The following is a 16559-nucleotide window of genomic DNA, read 5'->3' as shown; positions in this document are numbered from 1 at the left end:
CGGCGTTACCGGCATACGCTAGCTGAGGCGTCTGGAACGGCGCCGCAGCAAGCGACGCAGTTGCCCGGTGTTATGCAACAACCCCACGCCGATGCCGAGCAGGGTATAAACGGCGCCCAACAACAGCAACATCGTCACATCTCGTCCCACCTCGCTCAGCGGCAGATTCATCTGATTAACGCCGGCGATGGCCTTGGTCGCCCAGGTCGAAGGCAGCATCGATGAAATCGCCCGCACCCAGCCCGGCATCGACTGTACCGGCCAGATGGTGCCGGAAAGGTAAAAAACCGGCATGGTGATAAACGATAGCGTCAGATAAATCATTTCCACGCGGCGCAAACATTCCGTCAGCAATTTGCCCAGCCCCAACACCGCCAGCAAGAATGGAAACGTCAACAGCAGAATTTCCGCGATATTCGCCGTCTGTCGGTAACCCAGCAGCCAGGGCCACAGTACAAACAGCACGATCGACAGGAAAAGCCAGATCGGCAACAGCGCCGACAGGCCGCCCAGATAGACAGGGATGGTCGGCTTGCCCTGCGGAGAACTTTTCAGCGCGATACTGACCCGCACGCAGGCAATCAGCAGGGAGTGCTGCAATAGCATCACCAGCAGACCGGGGAAGATGATCGCCGCGAAACTGACGCCGGGATTAAACAATCCCAGCGTCTGACCGACCACCGGCGTCAGAATAACCTGCGCTTGCCGGTCGCTAAAACCGCTGCGCAGCAGCAGATCGCGATTATAGCCGCTCAGCAACTGCCGCCAGGCCGCCATCACATCCTGCTGAATCTGACCGTTGGCCAGACGGTTGGTCGCATCGCCATAGGCGGGGATGGTAATCGTCCCGCCGGAGAGGATCTTTTTCTCCAGATCCGGCGGCAGAATGATCACGGCAAACAGCTTGCGCAGCACCAGATCGCGCTGCGCCTCCGGCAGATTGTCGTAAGTTTTAACCGCAATTTTCGGCGCGGCGTCCAGCTCGCGCATTAACTGCCGACTGGCGTTGCTGTGATCCTGGTCGATCACCGCCACCGGCAAATCCCACACCGTGTGATTGGCGTAAACCAGGCTCATCACGCAAAGCGACGCCAGCAACATCAGCCACATCGGGCGTTCCAGCATGCCGATCAGCACCCGGCTGAATGTCTGCCAGTAACTTTTCACGATTTATTCTCCGGCTGGCTTAAACGCTGATACAGCCGGTTACGCACCAGCAGGCCGGTCGCCAGCGGATAAGCCAGCAACAGCGCGCAGACGCTGAGAACCGAAGCGAGCGAAACCTGGCGCAGGAAGATATCGAACATCGCATACAGCGCATGGGTTAACGGCTCGATTTGCGCGATAATCTGCGCCGGCAGCGGCATGGAAAGCTCCGGCACCGCCAGACCGGAAAAGGTCAGCGCAATACTGACGATGATGCCCATCATGGTATAGGCCGTCAGCGCCGTGCGGGTAAAAGAAAACAGCAACACGCCGATGCTCTGCGCCGCCATGACATAAAAGAACCCCACCATCAGCATATACAGCGGATTGCCGCTCACGTGAGCGTCGGACACCCATACCAGGATAGCCATTTCAACAATCAGCAGCACGGTGTAGCACAGCGTGTAAGGCGCCAGCTTGCCGAGCATCGCCAGTACGAAAGGCCGGCGGTTAACCACATCCCTACTGCGTTCCAGCACATAGATCATACAGGTGACGGCGAAAAGCTGTAGCAAGTGAATGGTGGCGGCAAACTGCTGATAATAGACATAACTGCCGCTGGCGTTGAACAGACTGCCGTACGCCAGGCTGACATCGGCCAATGCCGGCAGCGTATGACCGGAGTCTGCGGCGATCACGCTGCGATACCGGCTGTTGATTTCCGTCATCAGCGCGCTGAAATCCTGCGTGGAATAAAAACCTGCGCCATAAAACAGGGCGTTGTAGTAAAACAAGACGCTGGGCTGACGTCCGGCCAGCGCATCGGCTTCAAAATTTAGCGGGATATAGAGCAGGCCATAGTCCTGAGCGCTGCGTAAGCGCTGCAAGCCCTCTGCCAGACCGCCGGGCCGCGGCTCAATGCGGGCGTGGGATCCGGCGTCCAGCTTACGGATCAGATCGCGCGACAGCGTGCTGTGATCGTTATCGATCGCCGACACCGGCAGATCCTGCATCGTTCCGACGGAAAAAATACTGCCCAGCAGAATGAACAACAGCAGAGGAAATCCCCAGCCAAGCCAATGCACCACCGGGCTGCGCAACGCCGTTTTCACTTCCTGGCGGAATGACGCGCTGAAACTACGCCAGACGGCGTTTACTCTTTCCACTGCCATAGCGCGCTCATTCCCGGTCTCAGTCCTTCCTGCGGCTGCGTCGGATACAGCCGGACTTCAAAGGTCTTCAAATCGAAGTCGCCGGTCGCCCGCGTGGCGCGTTTGGTGGCGTAATCGCCCAGCGGCGCGATATAGCGCACCTCGGCGTCAATCATTCGGTTATCCAGCGCCGGTACGCGCAGCGTGATCCGATCGCCTTTGCGCACCCCGGCCAGAATATCCTCCCGCAGATTGAAGACGAACCAGGCTTGTGGAACGCGCACCAGCGTGATGAGCGGACTGGCGGCGTTGAACAGCACGCCCACCTCGGCCGGAATAGGCCCGACTTCGCCGTCCACCGGCGCCCTGACCTGCAATTCGTCCGACTGGGCTTTAATTTCCAGCAGTTGCTGTTCGGCCTGACGCAGCGCGGCGGCATAGTTTTCCCGTTGCTCCGGCCGATCGCCGTGCAGTCCCTCATCCAGACTGGCCTGCGCCGCCTTAACCTGCTGCAAGGCGCTGTCGCGGGTCTTACGCGCGCTGTCCAGCGACGAGTCCGAGACATACCCCTTCCCCGCCATGCCGGCCAGACGATCGTATTCATGCCGGGCGTTCTGATATTCGGCCTGCGCCTGGGCCAGCGACGCCCGCAGATTACGGATACTCTCTTCCCGCGTACCGTGTTCGGACTGCTCCGACTGCGTTTTCGCCTGATCCCGTGCGGCTTCCGCCGCATGCAGCTGCGCAACCAGTTCAGCATTTTCCAGCGTAATCAGCAGTTGGCCTGCTTTGACGTCATCCCCGCGTTGCACATGACGTTCCGTTACCCGCCCCGATGCTTTGGAGGAGACGATGACCTCTTGGGCATCGACTTCACCCTGTAGCAACACATCCTTATTATTCGCTCGAAACAGCACCGCAAGCGCAATCACCACGACGACCAGCAATAACGTCAACCGCGTCTTTTTATTCATTTACCATGCTCCGAACGTGAACTGCGCAGACGCCATTTTACGCCGCGCGCCGCGCCTTGCCACCTGTACAAAACAATTAACCAACATTAAAAACAAACCCGCTACATTGTAGCGCGATAGCGTCATCTTGTTTAAACATAAAGAAAACAACCTATGTCGACATCCCGTCCGGGCGCGGCGCCGGGGGTCCGTCGGCAACGTCAGAGATGACCGGCATAGGAAGTTTCGCTAAATAGCGCAATACTCAACGTATCCGAAACCGATAAGGTGCATACCCTCTATGTCTGCAAATTCTCAGTCCGTCCCATTCTCTCTTCTGGATCTGGCGCCGATACCGGCCGGATCTAACGCGCAAACGGCCTTCCGCCACTCGCTGGATCTGGCGCGACAGGCGGAAAAATGGGGCTACCATCGTTACTGGCTGGCCGAGCACCACAATATGACCGGCATCGCCAGCGCCGCCACCTCGGTGCTGATAGGCTATCTCGCCGCCGGCACCCAGCATATCCGCATTGGCTCCGGCGGCGTGATGCTGCCCAATCATGCCCCGCTGGTGATCGCCGAACAGTTCGGCACGCTGGAGTCTCTCTATCCGGGCCGTATCGACCTCGGGCTGGGCCGCGCGCCCGGCACCGATCGGCAGACCATGATTGCCCTGCGGCGCCATCTTGATGCCGATATTGATGATTTCCCCCGCGACGTGCGGGAACTACAGCGCTATTTTGCCGATGTGCAACCCGGTCAGGCGGTGCAGGCCGTACCCGGTCAGGGTTTACAGGTTCCCATCTGGCTGCTGGGCTCCAGTTTGTACAGCGCGCAATTAGCCGCTTCGTTAGGATTGCCCTTTGCCTTCGCCGCCCATTTCGCGCCCGATATGCTGCTGCAAGCGTTGAAGATTTATCGCGAAACATTTAAACCCTCGGCCGCCTATCCCGAGCCTTACTCAATGGTCTGCGTCAATGTGGTTGCCGCAGACAGCGATCGCGATGCCCGCTTCCTCTTTACCTCAATGCAGCAACAATTTATCAATCTGCGCCGCGGCGTTCCCGGCCCGCTGCCCGCGCCGGTAGAGGATATGGATGCCGTCTGGTCGCCGGCGGAGCAGTTTGGCGTAGAGCAAACATTACGCTTATCCATCGTCGGCGACCGCACGAAAGTCAGGCATGGCTTACAGAGTTTGTTACGCGAAACGCAGGTGAATGAAGTGATGATTAACGGACAGATTTTTGATCATCAGGCCCGACTGCGATCCTTTGAGATCGCGATAAGCCTGCGGCAATCGTTGCAGGAAGCATAAACAGGCGGGGATGCTGGAAAGCATCCCCGCTATCGATGTTATTTCACCGTCGTCGGCAAATCATCGAACGGACGCAGTGCCTTTTTATCATAAGGATTGCCGATCCAACGTTCGGTTTGTTTGAACGCCGGGTTTACCAGACTCTTGGAGGGTTCATAAAAGTTATAGCTTAACCCCGCCAGATCAGACCAGGTATGAATCAAATGGGCGTTGCTGTATTTGCGTGCGATATAGGGCGTATAGTCGAGGCTATGGCTTGCCCGCCATTCCGGCGACATCCACACCATAAAGGGAATGGTATACATCGCTCGGGTCGGGGCGGCCTCATTACGTCCCAGGATATTATGCGGCGGCGTTTCATAAACATCTTCGCCATGGTCGGAGAAGTACAGCAAAAAGCCATTGGGTTTATGTTGCGCGAAAGTGTTAATCAGGCTGCTGACGATGTAATCATTGTACAATTGCGCATTGTCATAGTGATTGTAGACATCCACGTCTTTATCACTAACCCCGGAAGGCACGCCGGTACGGTCGTTGAACCGGTCAAAATCTTCCGGATAGCGGTATTTGTAGTTCATATGCGTTCCCAATAAATGAACGACAATGAATTTCTTCTGCGCCGGATCGGCCATCACTTCCTCAAACGGCGGCAACACCACATCATCGTACTGCCGGGCGCTCTGCGTCCGCTGGTTGTTCAGATAAAATTGCTTATCCGTTTGCTGGGAAAATACCGTTAGCATGGTATTCCGTTTGGTCATCGTTTGCTGATTGGTGATCCAGAATGTTTTATAGCCCGCCTGCTTCATCAAATTCATCAGCGAGGGTTTGGTCAGATACACCTCCGGGTTCTGCTCGTCGGCAAAAGTGAGCGCCTGTTGCAGAATTTCAATGGTGTAAGGCCGAGAGGTCACCACATCTTTAAATACCACCAGATTCGGATCGGACTGGCTTAACGCATCCAGACGAGGCGTCGTCGGACGCGGATAACCATACAGGCTCATGCGGCTGCTGGTGGTTGACTCACCGATCACCAGCACCAGCGTGCGCGGCGTATCGCCATTGGCGTCTTTGAGATTGGCCAGCGGCGGCAGCGCCGCGTTTTGCTGCAACATCGCTTCCATGCTGTTTAATTGCTGGCGGTATTCCATATAGCTGCTCATAAATTGCCAGGGCGCCGTGGTCGCCATTCTATCGGCCAGATAGCTGACGGTATCTTGCAAAGACCCTTTCTCAACAATGATATTTTTATAGGCGGGAATGCCAAAAAGCGCGGTAATAATCACCAGGATGGCGACAGCGCGACGCCCGATGGGCAAATAAACCGGCCGCACCTTTGTCCATAAGAAAAATGCCGCTACGGTATAAACCAGCAATACGCCAACCACTTTCAGGCTAAAGTACTGGCTCATATACTCGCCGGCTTCCGTCGTATTCGATTCGAACATCACGAACAGTATACTTTGCGAGAATTCCTGTTTATAAATCGAATAATACCCGAGAGCCACCACGGAAGAGGCCCAAAGTACAATGCCCAGGACTGCCGTAATGATTCGGGTTTGACGCGGGAAAATAAATACCGGGACAAGCCAAAATAAACTGTAAATCAGCGCGTCTCTTAATCCATTAAACCCGCTGTGGCCGCTCAATAAAATTGATAGTTGCAATACCGCGGAAAAATACCAGAAAAACAGTAAAAGCCATCCCAACGCGCCCCAACTGAAGCGCTTTTTCATTAAAAAATCAGACATTTATTTTATTCCAAACACTTAAATTAATTAAAATTCCCACAAGCCTCGCCATATGAGCCTTTCAGAAAACATCTGTTTTTTGATCATCGATTTTTTATTAGAGAGTAACCGCGCGTTATCATTAGGCTGCCTGATAATCAATACGACGTAATATCGTTAAGCAAACCTCGACTTGAAAAAATAAGCGTTTTATCCGTGCTCTCGACAAAAAAAACGGCCCTCGAAAGGGCCGTCTTATGTCGAAAAATCTTATGCTGTTAACTGTTAACAGTCAAATAATGTCTTTTTCGATGTAATACGCTTAGGCATCCGCAGGACGACGACGCGGCGCCGCATCACGGTTGAAGCTACGTCCTCCGCGACGCTCGCCGGCAGCATTCCCGTCACGGCGTTCGCCGTTACTATAGGAACGACGCGGCGCGCTGGCGGGACGATCGCCGGCAGGGCGACCGCCACGGCGTTCGCCATTCCCGCGGTCATGCGGTTTGGCATCGCCCAGCAACTGCATGTTCATCGGTTTGTTCAGGATACGGGTGCGGGTAAAGTGAGAGAGCAAATCACCCGGCATGCCTTTCGGCAACTCGATCGTTGAGTGGGAAGCAAACAGCTTGATATTGCCGATATAGCGGCTGCTGATATCGCCTTCGTTGGCAATAGCGCCAACGATATGGCGAACTTCCACGCCGTCGTCGCGTCCGACTTCAATACGATACAGTTCCATATCACCCACATCCCGGCGCTCGCGACGCTGCGGACGCTCGCCATCACGACGACGATCGCCGCGCGCATCGTCACGATCGCGGAATTCACGACGCGGACGACGATCGAAGACCGGATCCGGCGGCAGAATCAGCGGACGTTCGCCCTGCGCCATTTTCAGCAACGCCGCAGCCAGAGTTTCGATATCCAGCTCTTCTTCAGGCTGCAATTTGGACAACAGCGCACGGTACATATCCAGATCGCTGCTTTCCAGCTGCTGTTGAACTTTGGCGGCAAACTTCGCCAGACGGCGTTGTCCCAGCAGTTCAGCATTCGGCAGTTCGACTTCAGGAATGGTCAGCTTCATGGTGCGTTCGACGTTACGCAGCAGACGACGCTCACGGTTTTCAACAAACAGTAATGCGCGACCGGCGCGACCGGCGCGACCAGTACGACCGATGCGGTGGACGTAAGACTCGGCATCCATCGGAATATCGTAGTTAACCACCAGGCTGATACGATCAACGTCCAGACCACGGGCAGCCACATCGGTGGCGATCAGAATATCCAGACGGCCATCTTTCAGACGCTCCAGCGTTTGTTCGCGCAAAGCCTGGTTCATGTCGCCGTTTAATGCCGCGCTGTTGTAACCGCTGCGTTCCAGCGCTTCGGCCACTTCCAGCGTGGCATTTTTAGTACGGACGAAAATAATCGCCGCATCAAAATCTTCCGCTTCCAGGAAACGCACCAGCGCTTCATTTTTACGCAGGCCGTGGACAGTCCAGTAGCTCTGACTGATATCCGGGCGAGTGGTGATGCTGGACTGAATGCGCACTTCCTGCGGATCTTTCATGAAGCGACGCGTAATGCGACGAATGGCTTCCGGCATCGTCGCGGAAAACAGCGCGGTCTGATGTTCCGCCGGGATCTGCGCCATGATGTTTTCCACATCTTCAATAAAGCCCATACGCAACATTTCATCGGCTTCATCCAGCACCAGTCCGCTCAGGTTGGACAAGTCCAACGTGCCGCGCTTCAGGTGGTCCAGCAAACGTCCCGGCGTACCGACCACGATCTGCGCGCCGCCGCGCAAAGCGCGCAGCTGGACGTCGTAACGCTGGCCGCCGTACAGAGCAACCACGTTCACGCCGTGCAAATGTTTAGCAAAATCATTACAGGCTTCGGCAACCTGTACAGCCAATTCGCGCGTTGGCGCCAGCACCAGCATCTGCGGCGCTTTTAATTCGGGTTTGAGATTGTTCAGTAATGGCAGCGCAAATGCCGCTGTTTTACCACTACCGGTCTGCGCCATCCCCAGCACATCGCGACCACTCAATAAATGAGGAATACACTCCGCCTGAATCGGCGATGGTTTTTCGTAGCCCAAATCGGTAAGGGCATTAATAATGGGGGCGGACAGCCCCAGATCAGCAAAAGAGGTTTCAAGCTCAGTAGTCATGTACACGTGCCTCATAAATGGCGGCCAGTCTACATAACTCGTCGAGAAAATTTTCAGTCATTTTCATTGAAAAGTGTGAACCGGCTCAAATTGGATTAAAAAGCGAACAAAAAAGCCCTCACCCGCTAAGGTGACAACCGTAGTTTTAAGGCGATAGTATTGTTCGTCAGCTATTGCTGGTCCGATTCTGATAGGTCGTCTTGCTCTTGGCCCAATAGCGCCAATTCCAACAATGCATAGCGGTGCTCAACAAAATTGTGAACGTTGTTGGCAACCGTCAGCTTGAACAGCGCCAAAGCGGTGTTCTTGTCCCCCAGACTTAGGTAGTGCTTACCTAAATAGAAGTCAGTTTCACTGAGATGCTCAGCGAGCGAAGTGTTATCCGTAGCCTCTTCCTGCAAACGGCTCATCAGCACTTTTTCGCTGATACCGTCCAGGTAGAATTCGACAATATTCCATCCCCACGGCCCTTTCTGCGCCCCGTCATAGCGTTTCTGCAACGCTACTTTGGCCGTCTCCGGATTGATTTCTCGCTCCGCAAGGTACAGCCACAACGAACGGAAAGGATCATTTGGATCGTCTCGATAAAACGCCAGCAGATCATCCTGCGCTAACAGGTAACGACCGCCATAGTACAAAGCGATGCCCCGGTTTAAACGCGCGTAATTGTAAGTTGGATCAAGCTCTAGTACAGAATCAAACGCTTCATAGGCAGCATCAAAATTGCCTGCCTGCGTTAAGTAAATACCCAGATAGTTAAAAACTTCCGGCATATCAGGGCGGATCGATAACGCTTGTGAAAAATCATTTCGCGCTAATGCTCGCAACCCTAAACTATCATACAGCACTCCACGCTCATATAATAGCTGTGCTCGCTCATCATCGGTGAGTGCCCGGCTGGCAAGAATTTGTTCCATGCGCGCCAGAATCACTTCCTGCTGTAAAGTAGGCTGTAATGGAATTGCCAACACTGCGTCTTTACGCCAATCCGTGTTGCTGCATCCTGCCAGCATAAGAGCTGTCGCAACATAACACCAGCGCAAGAAAGGCTTCATTTCCCACTCCCGAAGACAAACATTGGATGAACATCCTGTCCCGGTTTGCTCAATGTAAGGACGTCCGCTCCTTACGATCACGGCTCCTTAAAGGAGCCGTACTACTGTTTTTAACAGTTATTCTCCCTCAGAAGGCGCGACTGCCGCTTCCTGAGGTTGAGCATTTGCTTCTTTAATGCTTAAACGTACGCGGCCCTGGCGGTCGACTTCCAGTACCTTGACCGGTACTTCCTGACCCATTTGCAGGTAGTCGGTCACTTTTTCAACGCGCTTGTCGGCGATTTGAGAAATATGCACCAGACCTTCTTTACCGCCGCCGATGGCGACGAAAGCGCCAAAGTCAACGATACGCGTGACTTTACCTTGATAGATACGGCCCACTTCGATTTCAGCCGTAATCTCTTCGATACGGCGAATCGCGTGTTTGGCTTTCTCGCCGTCGGTAGAAGCAATCTTCACCGTACCGTCATCTTCGATCTCGATGGTGGTGCCGGTTTCTTCCGTCAACGCACGGATAACCGAACCGCCTTTACCGATAACGTCTTTAATCTTATCAGTACTGATCTTGATGGTGTGGATACGCGGGGCAAATTCGGAAATATCGCCGCGCGGCGTGCTGATAGCCTGTTCCATCACGCCCAGAATGTGCAGACGGGCGCCCTTGGCCTGATTCAAGGCAACCTGCATGATTTCGCGGGTGATACCTTCGATTTTAATATCCATCTGCAACGCGGTGATGCCTTCGCGGCTACCGGCTACTTTAAAGTCCATATCGCCCAGATGATCTTCATCGCCCAGAATATCGGACAGTACGACAAAGTTCTCGCCTTCTTTAACCAGGCCCATCGCGATACCCGCGACAGCGGCTTTAATCGGCACGCCGGCATCCATCAATGCCAGAGACGCGCCGCAAACGGACGCCATGGAAGAAGAACCGTTGGATTCCGTAATCTCGGAAACCACACGCACGGTGTACGGGAACTCATTGGCTTTCGGCATAACCGCCAGAACGCCGCGTTTCGCCAGACGCCCATGACCGATTTCACGGCGCTTCGGCGAGCCGACCATACCGGTTTCCCCAACGGAGTACGGAGGGAAGTTATAGTGCAGCAGGAAGCGATCGGTGCGTTCGCCGGTCAGTTCGTCGATGTTCTGCGCATCACGCTCGGTACCCAGCGTAGCGGTAACCAGCGCCTGCGTTTCGCCACGGGTGAACAGCGCGGAACCATGTGTACGCGGCAATACGCCGGTGCGCACATCCAGACCGCGGATCATGTCTTTTTCGCGACCGTCGATACGCGGCTCGCCGCGCAGCACGCGGCTACGAACCACGTTTTTCTCTACGCTGCCCAGGATGTCCTGGATTTCGCCGGCGTCCAACGTTTCATCTTCAGCTAACAGAGCGGCTTCTACATCGGATTTGATAGCATCAACCTGCGCGTAGCGTTCCTGTTTTTCCGTGATGCGGTAAGCATCGCCCAGGCGCGCTTCCGACAACGCGGCGACACGCTGCTGCAAAGACTGGTTGATTTCCGGCGCCTGCCAGTCCCACTTCGGTTTACCGGCTTCGGCGACCAGCGCATTGATGTTTTCGATAACAACCTGCTGTTGCTCATGGCCGAACACCACGGCGCCCAGCATTTGCTCTTCACTTAACAGATCCGCTTCGGATTCCACCATCAGTACCGCGCCTTCGGTACCGGCGACTACCAGATCCAGACGACTCTCTTTCAGTTCGTCGGTAGTCGGGTTCAGCACGTACTGATCGTTCAGGTAACCGACGCGCGCCGCGCCGATCGGGCCGCCGAACGGGATGCCGGACAGGCTCAGCGCGGCGGAAGCGCCGATCATCGCCACGATATCGGGGCTAACCTGCGGGTTCACGGACACTACGGTGGCAATGACCTGAACTTCATTCAGGAAACCATCAGGGAACAGCGGACGGATAGGACGGTCAATCAAGCGGGAAATCAGCGTTTCGCCTTCGCTTGGACGGCCTTCACGGCGGAAGAAACCGCCAGGGATACGACCGGCCGCGTAGGTACGCTCCTGATAGTTAACGGTCAGCGGGAAAAAACTCTGACCGGGTTTGGCTTGTTTCGCGCCAACAACGGTAACAAACACCGCAGTGTCATCCATGCTTACCATAACAGCGGCGGTAGCCTGGCGAGCCATCATACCGGTTTCTAACGTAACAGTATGTTGACCGTATTGAAATTTACGAACGATCGGATTCAGCAAAATAATATCCTTAGCTTGGGCGCATCATACCTGTTCAAGATAAACACGCCGGTGAACGCCTGATCTTTGCATTACATCCTCACGACTAATGACAACCCTTACCCTGCTCATGCGGATAAAGCCTCTCATTAGCCGCGCGAATCTCTGCAATGAAAGATCATAATGAAAACAACAACTACATTACTCTGTTTTACGAGCGCTTCCTAGAAGAAAGGGGCCCGAAAAGGCCCCTTCCTACCGAAACCCGGAAGACTTAGCGACGCAGACCCAGACGTTCGATCAGACTGGTGTAACGTGCTACATCTTTACGCTTCAGGTAGTCCAGCAGCTTACGACGCTGAGAAACCATACGCAGCAGACCACGACGGCTATGGTGATCTTTTTTGTGCTCGGCAAAGTGACCTTGCAGATGGTTGATCTGCGCAGTCAGCAAAGCAACCTGAACTTCGGTGGAACCGCTGTCGTTAGCGCCGCGACCGAATTCCGCAACGATTTTAGCTTTCGCTTCAACACTTAGAGACATAGTAATACTCCAAACATTATAGATAAAAAAAAACAGGCGCCGATCTCTAATTCAGCCACCCAATAGTTAAGCCGCGCTATTCTACTCTTAGCCTCATCCGATAGCAAGGTAGCAACAAACGTGCTTACTCCTGAAACTCGACCACCAAACGGCGGGGAGCCACGCGCCCTTCGTCGTCGATCTCGCCCATGCCGATGAACTTATGTTCATCGCCTTCGGTAATTCGGACCATTCCGTCCAGAGGCGCGCCGGCGGCCTGAACCGCTTGCCCCAGTTTCAGGTAGCCGGCGGTAACCGACGGTAAATTCACTTCGGGAAAGCCCATCGCCGGACTCTCCATCGGCATTAACAACGGGTCTAGGCTCAATGCGGGCGAACTCCCCTCAACCTGCGCCTGTTCCAGCAACGCGTTCAACTTATCCAGCGTCACCATCCTTTCCGCGGGATAGGTAGCTACCTGCAAACGGCGCAGATAAATCACATGCGCGCCGCAACCAAGCCTTTCGCCCAAATCATCAATGATGGTGCGAATATAGGTGCCCTTCGAGCAATGAATTTCCAGCTCAAGCTCATCCCCCTCATAGCGGATAAACAGCAGCTCATAAACGGTAATATCTCGCGCTTCACGCGGAACGACCTGCCCCTGACGCGCATATTCATAGAGCGGACGCCCCTGATACTTCAGCGCCGAATACATTGAGGGAACCTGTTTCGTCGCGCCACGAAAACCGTCCAGCGCCGCATCCAGATCTTTTGGCGAAAAAGTGACCGGGCGTGTTTCAATGATGTTGCCGTCGGCGTCAGAGGTATCCGTCCGCTGCCCAAGACGGGCAATAACGCGATACCGCTTATCAGAATCCAATAGATAACGGGAAAACTTGGTCGCCTCGCCCAGGCAAATCGGCAACATGCCCGTCGCCAACGGATCCAATGCTCCCGTATGACCGGCTTTATTGGCGTTGAAGATCCGTTTTACTTTCTGCAAAACATCATTAGACGACATGCCCTGCGGTTTATCTAATAGCAATACGCCGTGTACATCACGGCCGCGGCGGCGAGGACGGCTCATTAATCCTCCTGATCTTCGCCCGTCGCCGAACGACGCTCGGCATCGTGTCTGACAACGTTGGTGACCAGATTGGACATTCTCATCCCTTCGACCAATGAATTGTCGTAGGAAAACGTCAGTTCCGGCACAACGCGCAGGCGCATCGCTTTACCCAGCAACATGCGGATAAAACCCGAAGCGTCTTGCAGCGCTTTGACCGCCGTTTTTACCTGATCCGGTTCGTTGTCATTCAGAAACGTCACAAACACTTTGGCGTAAGCCAGATCGCGTGAAACCTCGACGCCGGATACGGTAGCCATGCCGATACGCGGATCTTTCACTTCTCGTTGAATAATAATGGCGATTTCTTTTTGCATTTCCTGCGCAACGCGCTGGGTGCGGCTGAATTCTTTTGCCATGTTGAATCCTCAAGTAAAAATCGGGGGGCGCAAGGCCCCCCATGAATAACTTATCGCATCGTCTGACGCCGATTTAGTCAATCGTACGTTTGATCTCAATCGTTTCAAATACTTCGATCACGTCGCCGGCACGGACATCGTTGTAGTTCTTCACGCCGATACCACATTCCATACCGCTGCGGACTTCGTTGACGTCATCTTTAAAGCGACGCAGAGACTCAAGCTCGCCTTCATAGATGACCACGTTTTCACGCAGTACGCGAATCTTGTTGTGACGCTTAACGACGCCTTCCGTCACCATACAACCGGCGATTGCGCCGAATTTCGGTGATTTGAAGACATCGCGAACTTCAGCCAGACCGATGATTTCCTGTTTGTATTCCGGCGCCAGCATGCCGCTCATGGCCTGCTTAACTTCGTCAATCAGGTCATAGATAACCGAATAGTAGCGCAGATCCAGACTTTCAGACTCAACGACGCGGCGCGCGGAAGCATCGGCACGGACGTTGAAACCAAGGATAATCGCATTCGACGCGGCTGCCAGCGTGGCATCCGTTTCGGTGATGCCGCCCACGCCGGAACCAACGATTTTCACTTTCACTTCGTCGGTAGACAGTTTTTGCAGCGCATCGGAAATCGCTTCACAAGAGCCCTGAACGTCAGACTTAAGCACGATATTCAGTTCGGAAACCTCGCCTTCGGTCATGTTGGCGAACATGTTTTCCAGCTTGGATTTCTGCTGACGAGCCAGCTTAACTTCACGGAATTTGCCCTGACGATACAGCGCCACTTCACGCGCTTTCTTCTCGTCACGGACCACGGTAGCTTCATCACCGGCCGCCGGCACGCCGGACAGACCCAGGATTTCCACCGGGATCGACGGACCCGCCGTGGTAATTTCACGACCCAGTTCGTCACGCATGGCACGAACACGACCGTATTCAAAACCACAAAGAACGATATCGCCCTTATTCAGCGTACCTTCGCGCACCAGAACGGTGGCTACCGGACCGCGACCTTTATCCAGGAAGGATTCGATCACCACGCCGCTGGCCATACCGCTACGGATTGCTTTCAATTCCAGCACTTCAGCCTGCAACAGAATGGCATCCAGCAATTCATCAATCCCTGTCCCCGCCTTGGCCGAGACGTGTACGAACTGAGATTCGCCGCCCCACTCTTCCGGCATGATGCCGTACTGGGAAAGCTCGGTTTTAACACGATCCGGATCGGCTTCCGGCTTATCAATCTTGTTCACCGCGACGACAACCGGCACATGAGCCGCTTTAGCGTGCTGGATTGCTTCGATGGTCTGCGGCATCACGCCGTCATCCGCGGCGACAACCAGCACCACGATATCCGTTGCCTGGGCGCCGCGAGCACGCATCGCGGTAAACGCGGCGTGTCCGGGCGTATCCAGGAAGGTGATCATGCCGTTGTCGGTTTCAACGTGATAGGCGCCGATATGCTGGGTAATCCCACCGGCTTCGCCTGCGGCGACTTTGGTCGAGCGGATATAGTCCAGCAACGAGGTTTTACCATGGTCGACGTGACCCATGATGGTAACGACCGGCGCGCGTGATTCGGCGGCAGCGCCGGTATCACGGTCGCTCATTACCGCTTCTTCCAGTTCGTTTTCACGACGGAGAATCACTTTATGGCCCATTTCTTCGGCCACCAGCTGCGCGGTTTCCTGGTCGATAACCTGGTTGATGGTGGCCATCGCGCCCAGTTTCATCATGACTTTGATGACCTGAGAGCCTTTCACCGCCATTTTGTTGGCCAATTCAGCCACCGTCACCGTCTCGCCAATCACCACATCGCGGTTAACGGCCTGAGCAGGCTTATTGAAGCTTTGTTGCAAAGAACTTGGTTTGCGTTTGCCTTTACCGCCGCGAGTAACGGCGCGGGCCTCTTCGCGGTCGGCTTTGGACTCAGACAGGCGGTTGCCTTTTTTCTGCTTGGTCACTTTGCTGCGGCCGCCGCGGCTGCGGCGTTCGCCTTCAACCTGACGATCGCTTTCATCTTCCGCTTCACGGGCATGATGAGAAGTGGTGACATGATAATCAGCGCTTTCTTCAGGCTTAGCGCTTTCCGCTTCCCAACGTCCGGCGTTTTCTTCCGCCATGCGACGGGCTTCTTCAGCAATGCGGCGCGCCTCTTCTTCTACCTTGAGACGAGCAGTTTCTTCGGCTTTACGCTTAAGTTCCGCGGCTTCAGCTTCACGTCGGGCTTTTTCAGCCTGAGCAGGTTTGGTTACACTATCGTTTTGTTGATTAATCACTTTTTCTTTTTCCGCTACATCACGCTTAGCTTTTTCAGCGGCCTCACGTTTGGCTTGCTCTTCAGCAGCACGCTTAGCTGTCTCAGCCGCCTCGCGTTTGGCTTTTTCTTCCGCCTCGCGTTTGGCCTGCTCTTCAGCAATGCGTTGTGCCTGTTCTTCCGCTTCACGCCGTGCCTGCTCTTCCTCTTCAGCCTGTTGGGCGTCGATAGGATCGCGTTTTACATAAGTGCGTTTCTTGCGGACTTCAATCTGCACTGACTTACTCTTGCCGCCAGTGCTCGGAATATTTAACGTACTACGCGTTTTACGCTGTAGCGTCAATTTACCTGGCGCATTTCCACGATCTCGGTTCAAGTGCGCCAGTAATGTTTCTTTTTCATGCTGGGTCACAGAATCCGATGCAGACTTGGTAATGCCCGCATCAGCAAACTGCTGTATCAGGCGGTCAACCGAAGTCTGAATCTCTGTGGCCAGCGATTTTACGGTTACATCTGTCATGCTGTTCCTTTCCT

General features: G+C 54.5%; 13 protein-coding genes. 1 reads left to right on the top strand and 12 read right to left on the bottom strand.

Annotation, left to right across the window (positions count from 1 at the left end):
* Positions 1-18 precede the first annotated feature (18 nt).
* From ABRZ26_RS10240 to ABRZ26_RS10230, 3 genes are read right to left on the bottom strand one after another with little or no spacing between them, the layout of a single operon-like run.
* Positions 19-1167, bottom strand: a complete 1149-nt coding sequence (locus ABRZ26_RS10240; protein WP_319604157.1) for an ABC transporter permease — start codon at positions 1165-1167, stop codon at positions 19-21.
* Positions 1164-2318, bottom strand: coding sequence for an ABC transporter permease (locus ABRZ26_RS10235; protein ID WP_319604156.1), 1155 nt, complete (start codon positions 2316-2318; stop codon positions 1164-1166). The genes ABRZ26_RS10240 and ABRZ26_RS10235 overlap by 4 nt, the downstream gene beginning before the upstream one ends.
* Positions 2300-3271 carry an HlyD family secretion protein gene (locus tag ABRZ26_RS10230; RefSeq protein ID WP_319604155.1) on the bottom strand — a complete coding sequence of 324 codons (972 nt, stop codon included), beginning with the start codon at positions 3269-3271 and terminating at the stop codon, positions 2300-2302. The genes ABRZ26_RS10235 and ABRZ26_RS10230 overlap by 19 nt, the downstream gene beginning before the upstream one ends.
* Positions 3272-3551: 280 nt before the next feature.
* Between ABRZ26_RS10230 and ABRZ26_RS10225 the strand changes: the two genes are divergently transcribed.
* A complete protein-coding gene (locus ABRZ26_RS10225; RefSeq protein WP_319604154.1) occupies positions 3552-4568 on the top strand; it encodes a luciferase-like monooxygenase in 1017 nt (338 codons plus the stop codon).
* Positions 4569-4606: 38 nt separating this feature from the next.
* On the opposite strand, the gene ABRZ26_RS10220 is transcribed toward ABRZ26_RS10225, so the two are convergent.
* From ABRZ26_RS10220 to infB, 9 genes are all read right to left on the bottom strand, one after another.
* Positions 4607-6319 carry a phosphoethanolamine transferase CptA gene (locus tag ABRZ26_RS10220; RefSeq protein WP_319604153.1) on the bottom strand — a complete coding sequence of 571 codons (1713 nt, stop codon included), beginning with the start codon at positions 6317-6319 and terminating at the stop codon, positions 4607-4609.
* A 301-nt stretch (positions 6320-6620) separates the two neighbouring features.
* Positions 6621-8477, bottom strand: coding sequence for a DEAD/DEAH family ATP-dependent RNA helicase (locus ABRZ26_RS10215; RefSeq protein ID WP_319604152.1), 1857 nt, complete (start codon positions 8475-8477; stop codon positions 6621-6623).
* A complete protein-coding gene (gene yrbN / locus ABRZ26_RS10210) occupies positions 8467-8538 on the bottom strand; it encodes a protein YrbN (protein WP_349824363.1) in 72 nt (23 codons plus the stop codon). Before yrbN ends, ABRZ26_RS10215 begins: the two co-directional genes overlap by 11 nt.
* Positions 8539-8647: 109 nt before the next feature.
* A complete protein-coding gene (gene nlpI / locus ABRZ26_RS10205) occupies positions 8648-9532 on the bottom strand; it encodes a lipoprotein NlpI (protein ID WP_319604151.1) in 885 nt (294 codons plus the stop codon).
* A 117-nt stretch (positions 9533-9649) separates the two neighbouring features.
* A complete protein-coding gene (gene pnp / locus ABRZ26_RS10200; RefSeq protein ID WP_319604150.1) occupies positions 9650-11773 on the bottom strand; it encodes a polyribonucleotide nucleotidyltransferase in 2124 nt (707 codons plus the stop codon).
* Positions 11774-12026: 253 nt separating this feature from the next.
* The gene (gene rpsO / locus ABRZ26_RS10195; protein WP_048636268.1) at positions 12027-12296 is read right to left on the bottom strand and encodes a 30S ribosomal protein S15; all 270 of its coding nucleotides are present in this window, start codon (positions 12294-12296) and stop codon (positions 12027-12029) included.
* A 124-nt stretch (positions 12297-12420) separates the two neighbouring features.
* Positions 12421-13365: a tRNA pseudouridine(55) synthase TruB gene (gene truB / locus ABRZ26_RS10190; RefSeq protein ID WP_319604149.1), complete on the bottom strand. Its 945-nt coding sequence runs from the start codon at positions 13363-13365 to the stop codon at positions 12421-12423.
* Positions 13365-13763, bottom strand: a complete 399-nt coding sequence (rbfA, locus tag ABRZ26_RS10185) for a 30S ribosome-binding factor RbfA (protein ID WP_319604148.1) — start codon at positions 13761-13763, stop codon at positions 13365-13367. The genes truB and rbfA overlap by 1 nt, the downstream gene beginning before the upstream one ends.
* Before the next feature lie 73 nt (positions 13764-13836).
* The gene (gene infB, locus ABRZ26_RS10180; RefSeq protein WP_319604147.1) at positions 13837-16545 is read right to left on the bottom strand and encodes a translation initiation factor IF-2; all 2709 of its coding nucleotides are present in this window, start codon (positions 16543-16545) and stop codon (positions 13837-13839) included.
* Positions 16546-16559: the final 14 nt, after the last annotated feature.

It is taken from the genome of Brenneria sp. L4-2C, assembly GCF_040240335.1.
Taxonomy (GTDB): domain Bacteria; phylum Pseudomonadota; class Gammaproteobacteria; order Enterobacterales; family Enterobacteriaceae; genus Brenneria.
The sequence above is the reverse complement of the archived record's forward strand: the minus strand, read 5'-3'. Positions and strand labels throughout refer to the sequence as shown.

Excerpts from the sequence above, each read along its gene's own strand:
- ABRZ26_RS10225 (WP_319604154.1), top strand. The coding sequence starts at position 3,552 with ATGTCTGCAAATTCTCAGTCCGTCCCATTCTCTCTTCTGGATCTGGCG.
- rbfA (WP_319604148.1), bottom strand. The coding sequence starts at position 13,763 with ATGGCAAAAGAATTCAGCCGCACCCAGCGCGTTGCGCAGGAAATGCAA.
- ABRZ26_RS10215 (WP_319604152.1), bottom strand. The coding sequence starts at position 8,477 with ATGACTACTGAGCTTGAAACCTCTTTTGCTGATCTGGGGCTGTCCGCC.
- nlpI (WP_319604151.1), bottom strand. The coding sequence starts at position 9,532 with ATGAAGCCTTTCTTGCGCTGGTGTTATGTTGCGACAGCTCTTATGCTG.
- infB (WP_319604147.1), bottom strand. The coding sequence starts at position 16,545 with ATGACAGATGTAACCGTAAAATCGCTGGCCACAGAGATTCAGACTTCG.
- truB (WP_319604149.1), bottom strand. The coding sequence starts at position 13,365 with ATGAGCCGTCCTCGCCGCCGCGGCCGTGATGTACACGGCGTATTGCTA.
- rpsO (WP_048636268.1), bottom strand. The coding sequence starts at position 12,296 with ATGTCTCTAAGTGTTGAAGCGAAAGCTAAAATCGTTGCGGAATTCGGT.
- ABRZ26_RS10220 (WP_319604153.1), bottom strand. The coding sequence starts at position 6,319 with ATGTCTGATTTTTTAATGAAAAAGCGCTTCAGTTGGGGCGCGTTGGGA.
- ABRZ26_RS10235 (WP_319604156.1), bottom strand. The coding sequence starts at position 2,318 with ATGGCAGTGGAAAGAGTAAACGCCGTCTGGCGTAGTTTCAGCGCGTCA.
- ABRZ26_RS10230 (WP_319604155.1), bottom strand. The coding sequence starts at position 3,271 with ATGAATAAAAAGACGCGGTTGACGTTATTGCTGGTCGTCGTGGTGATT.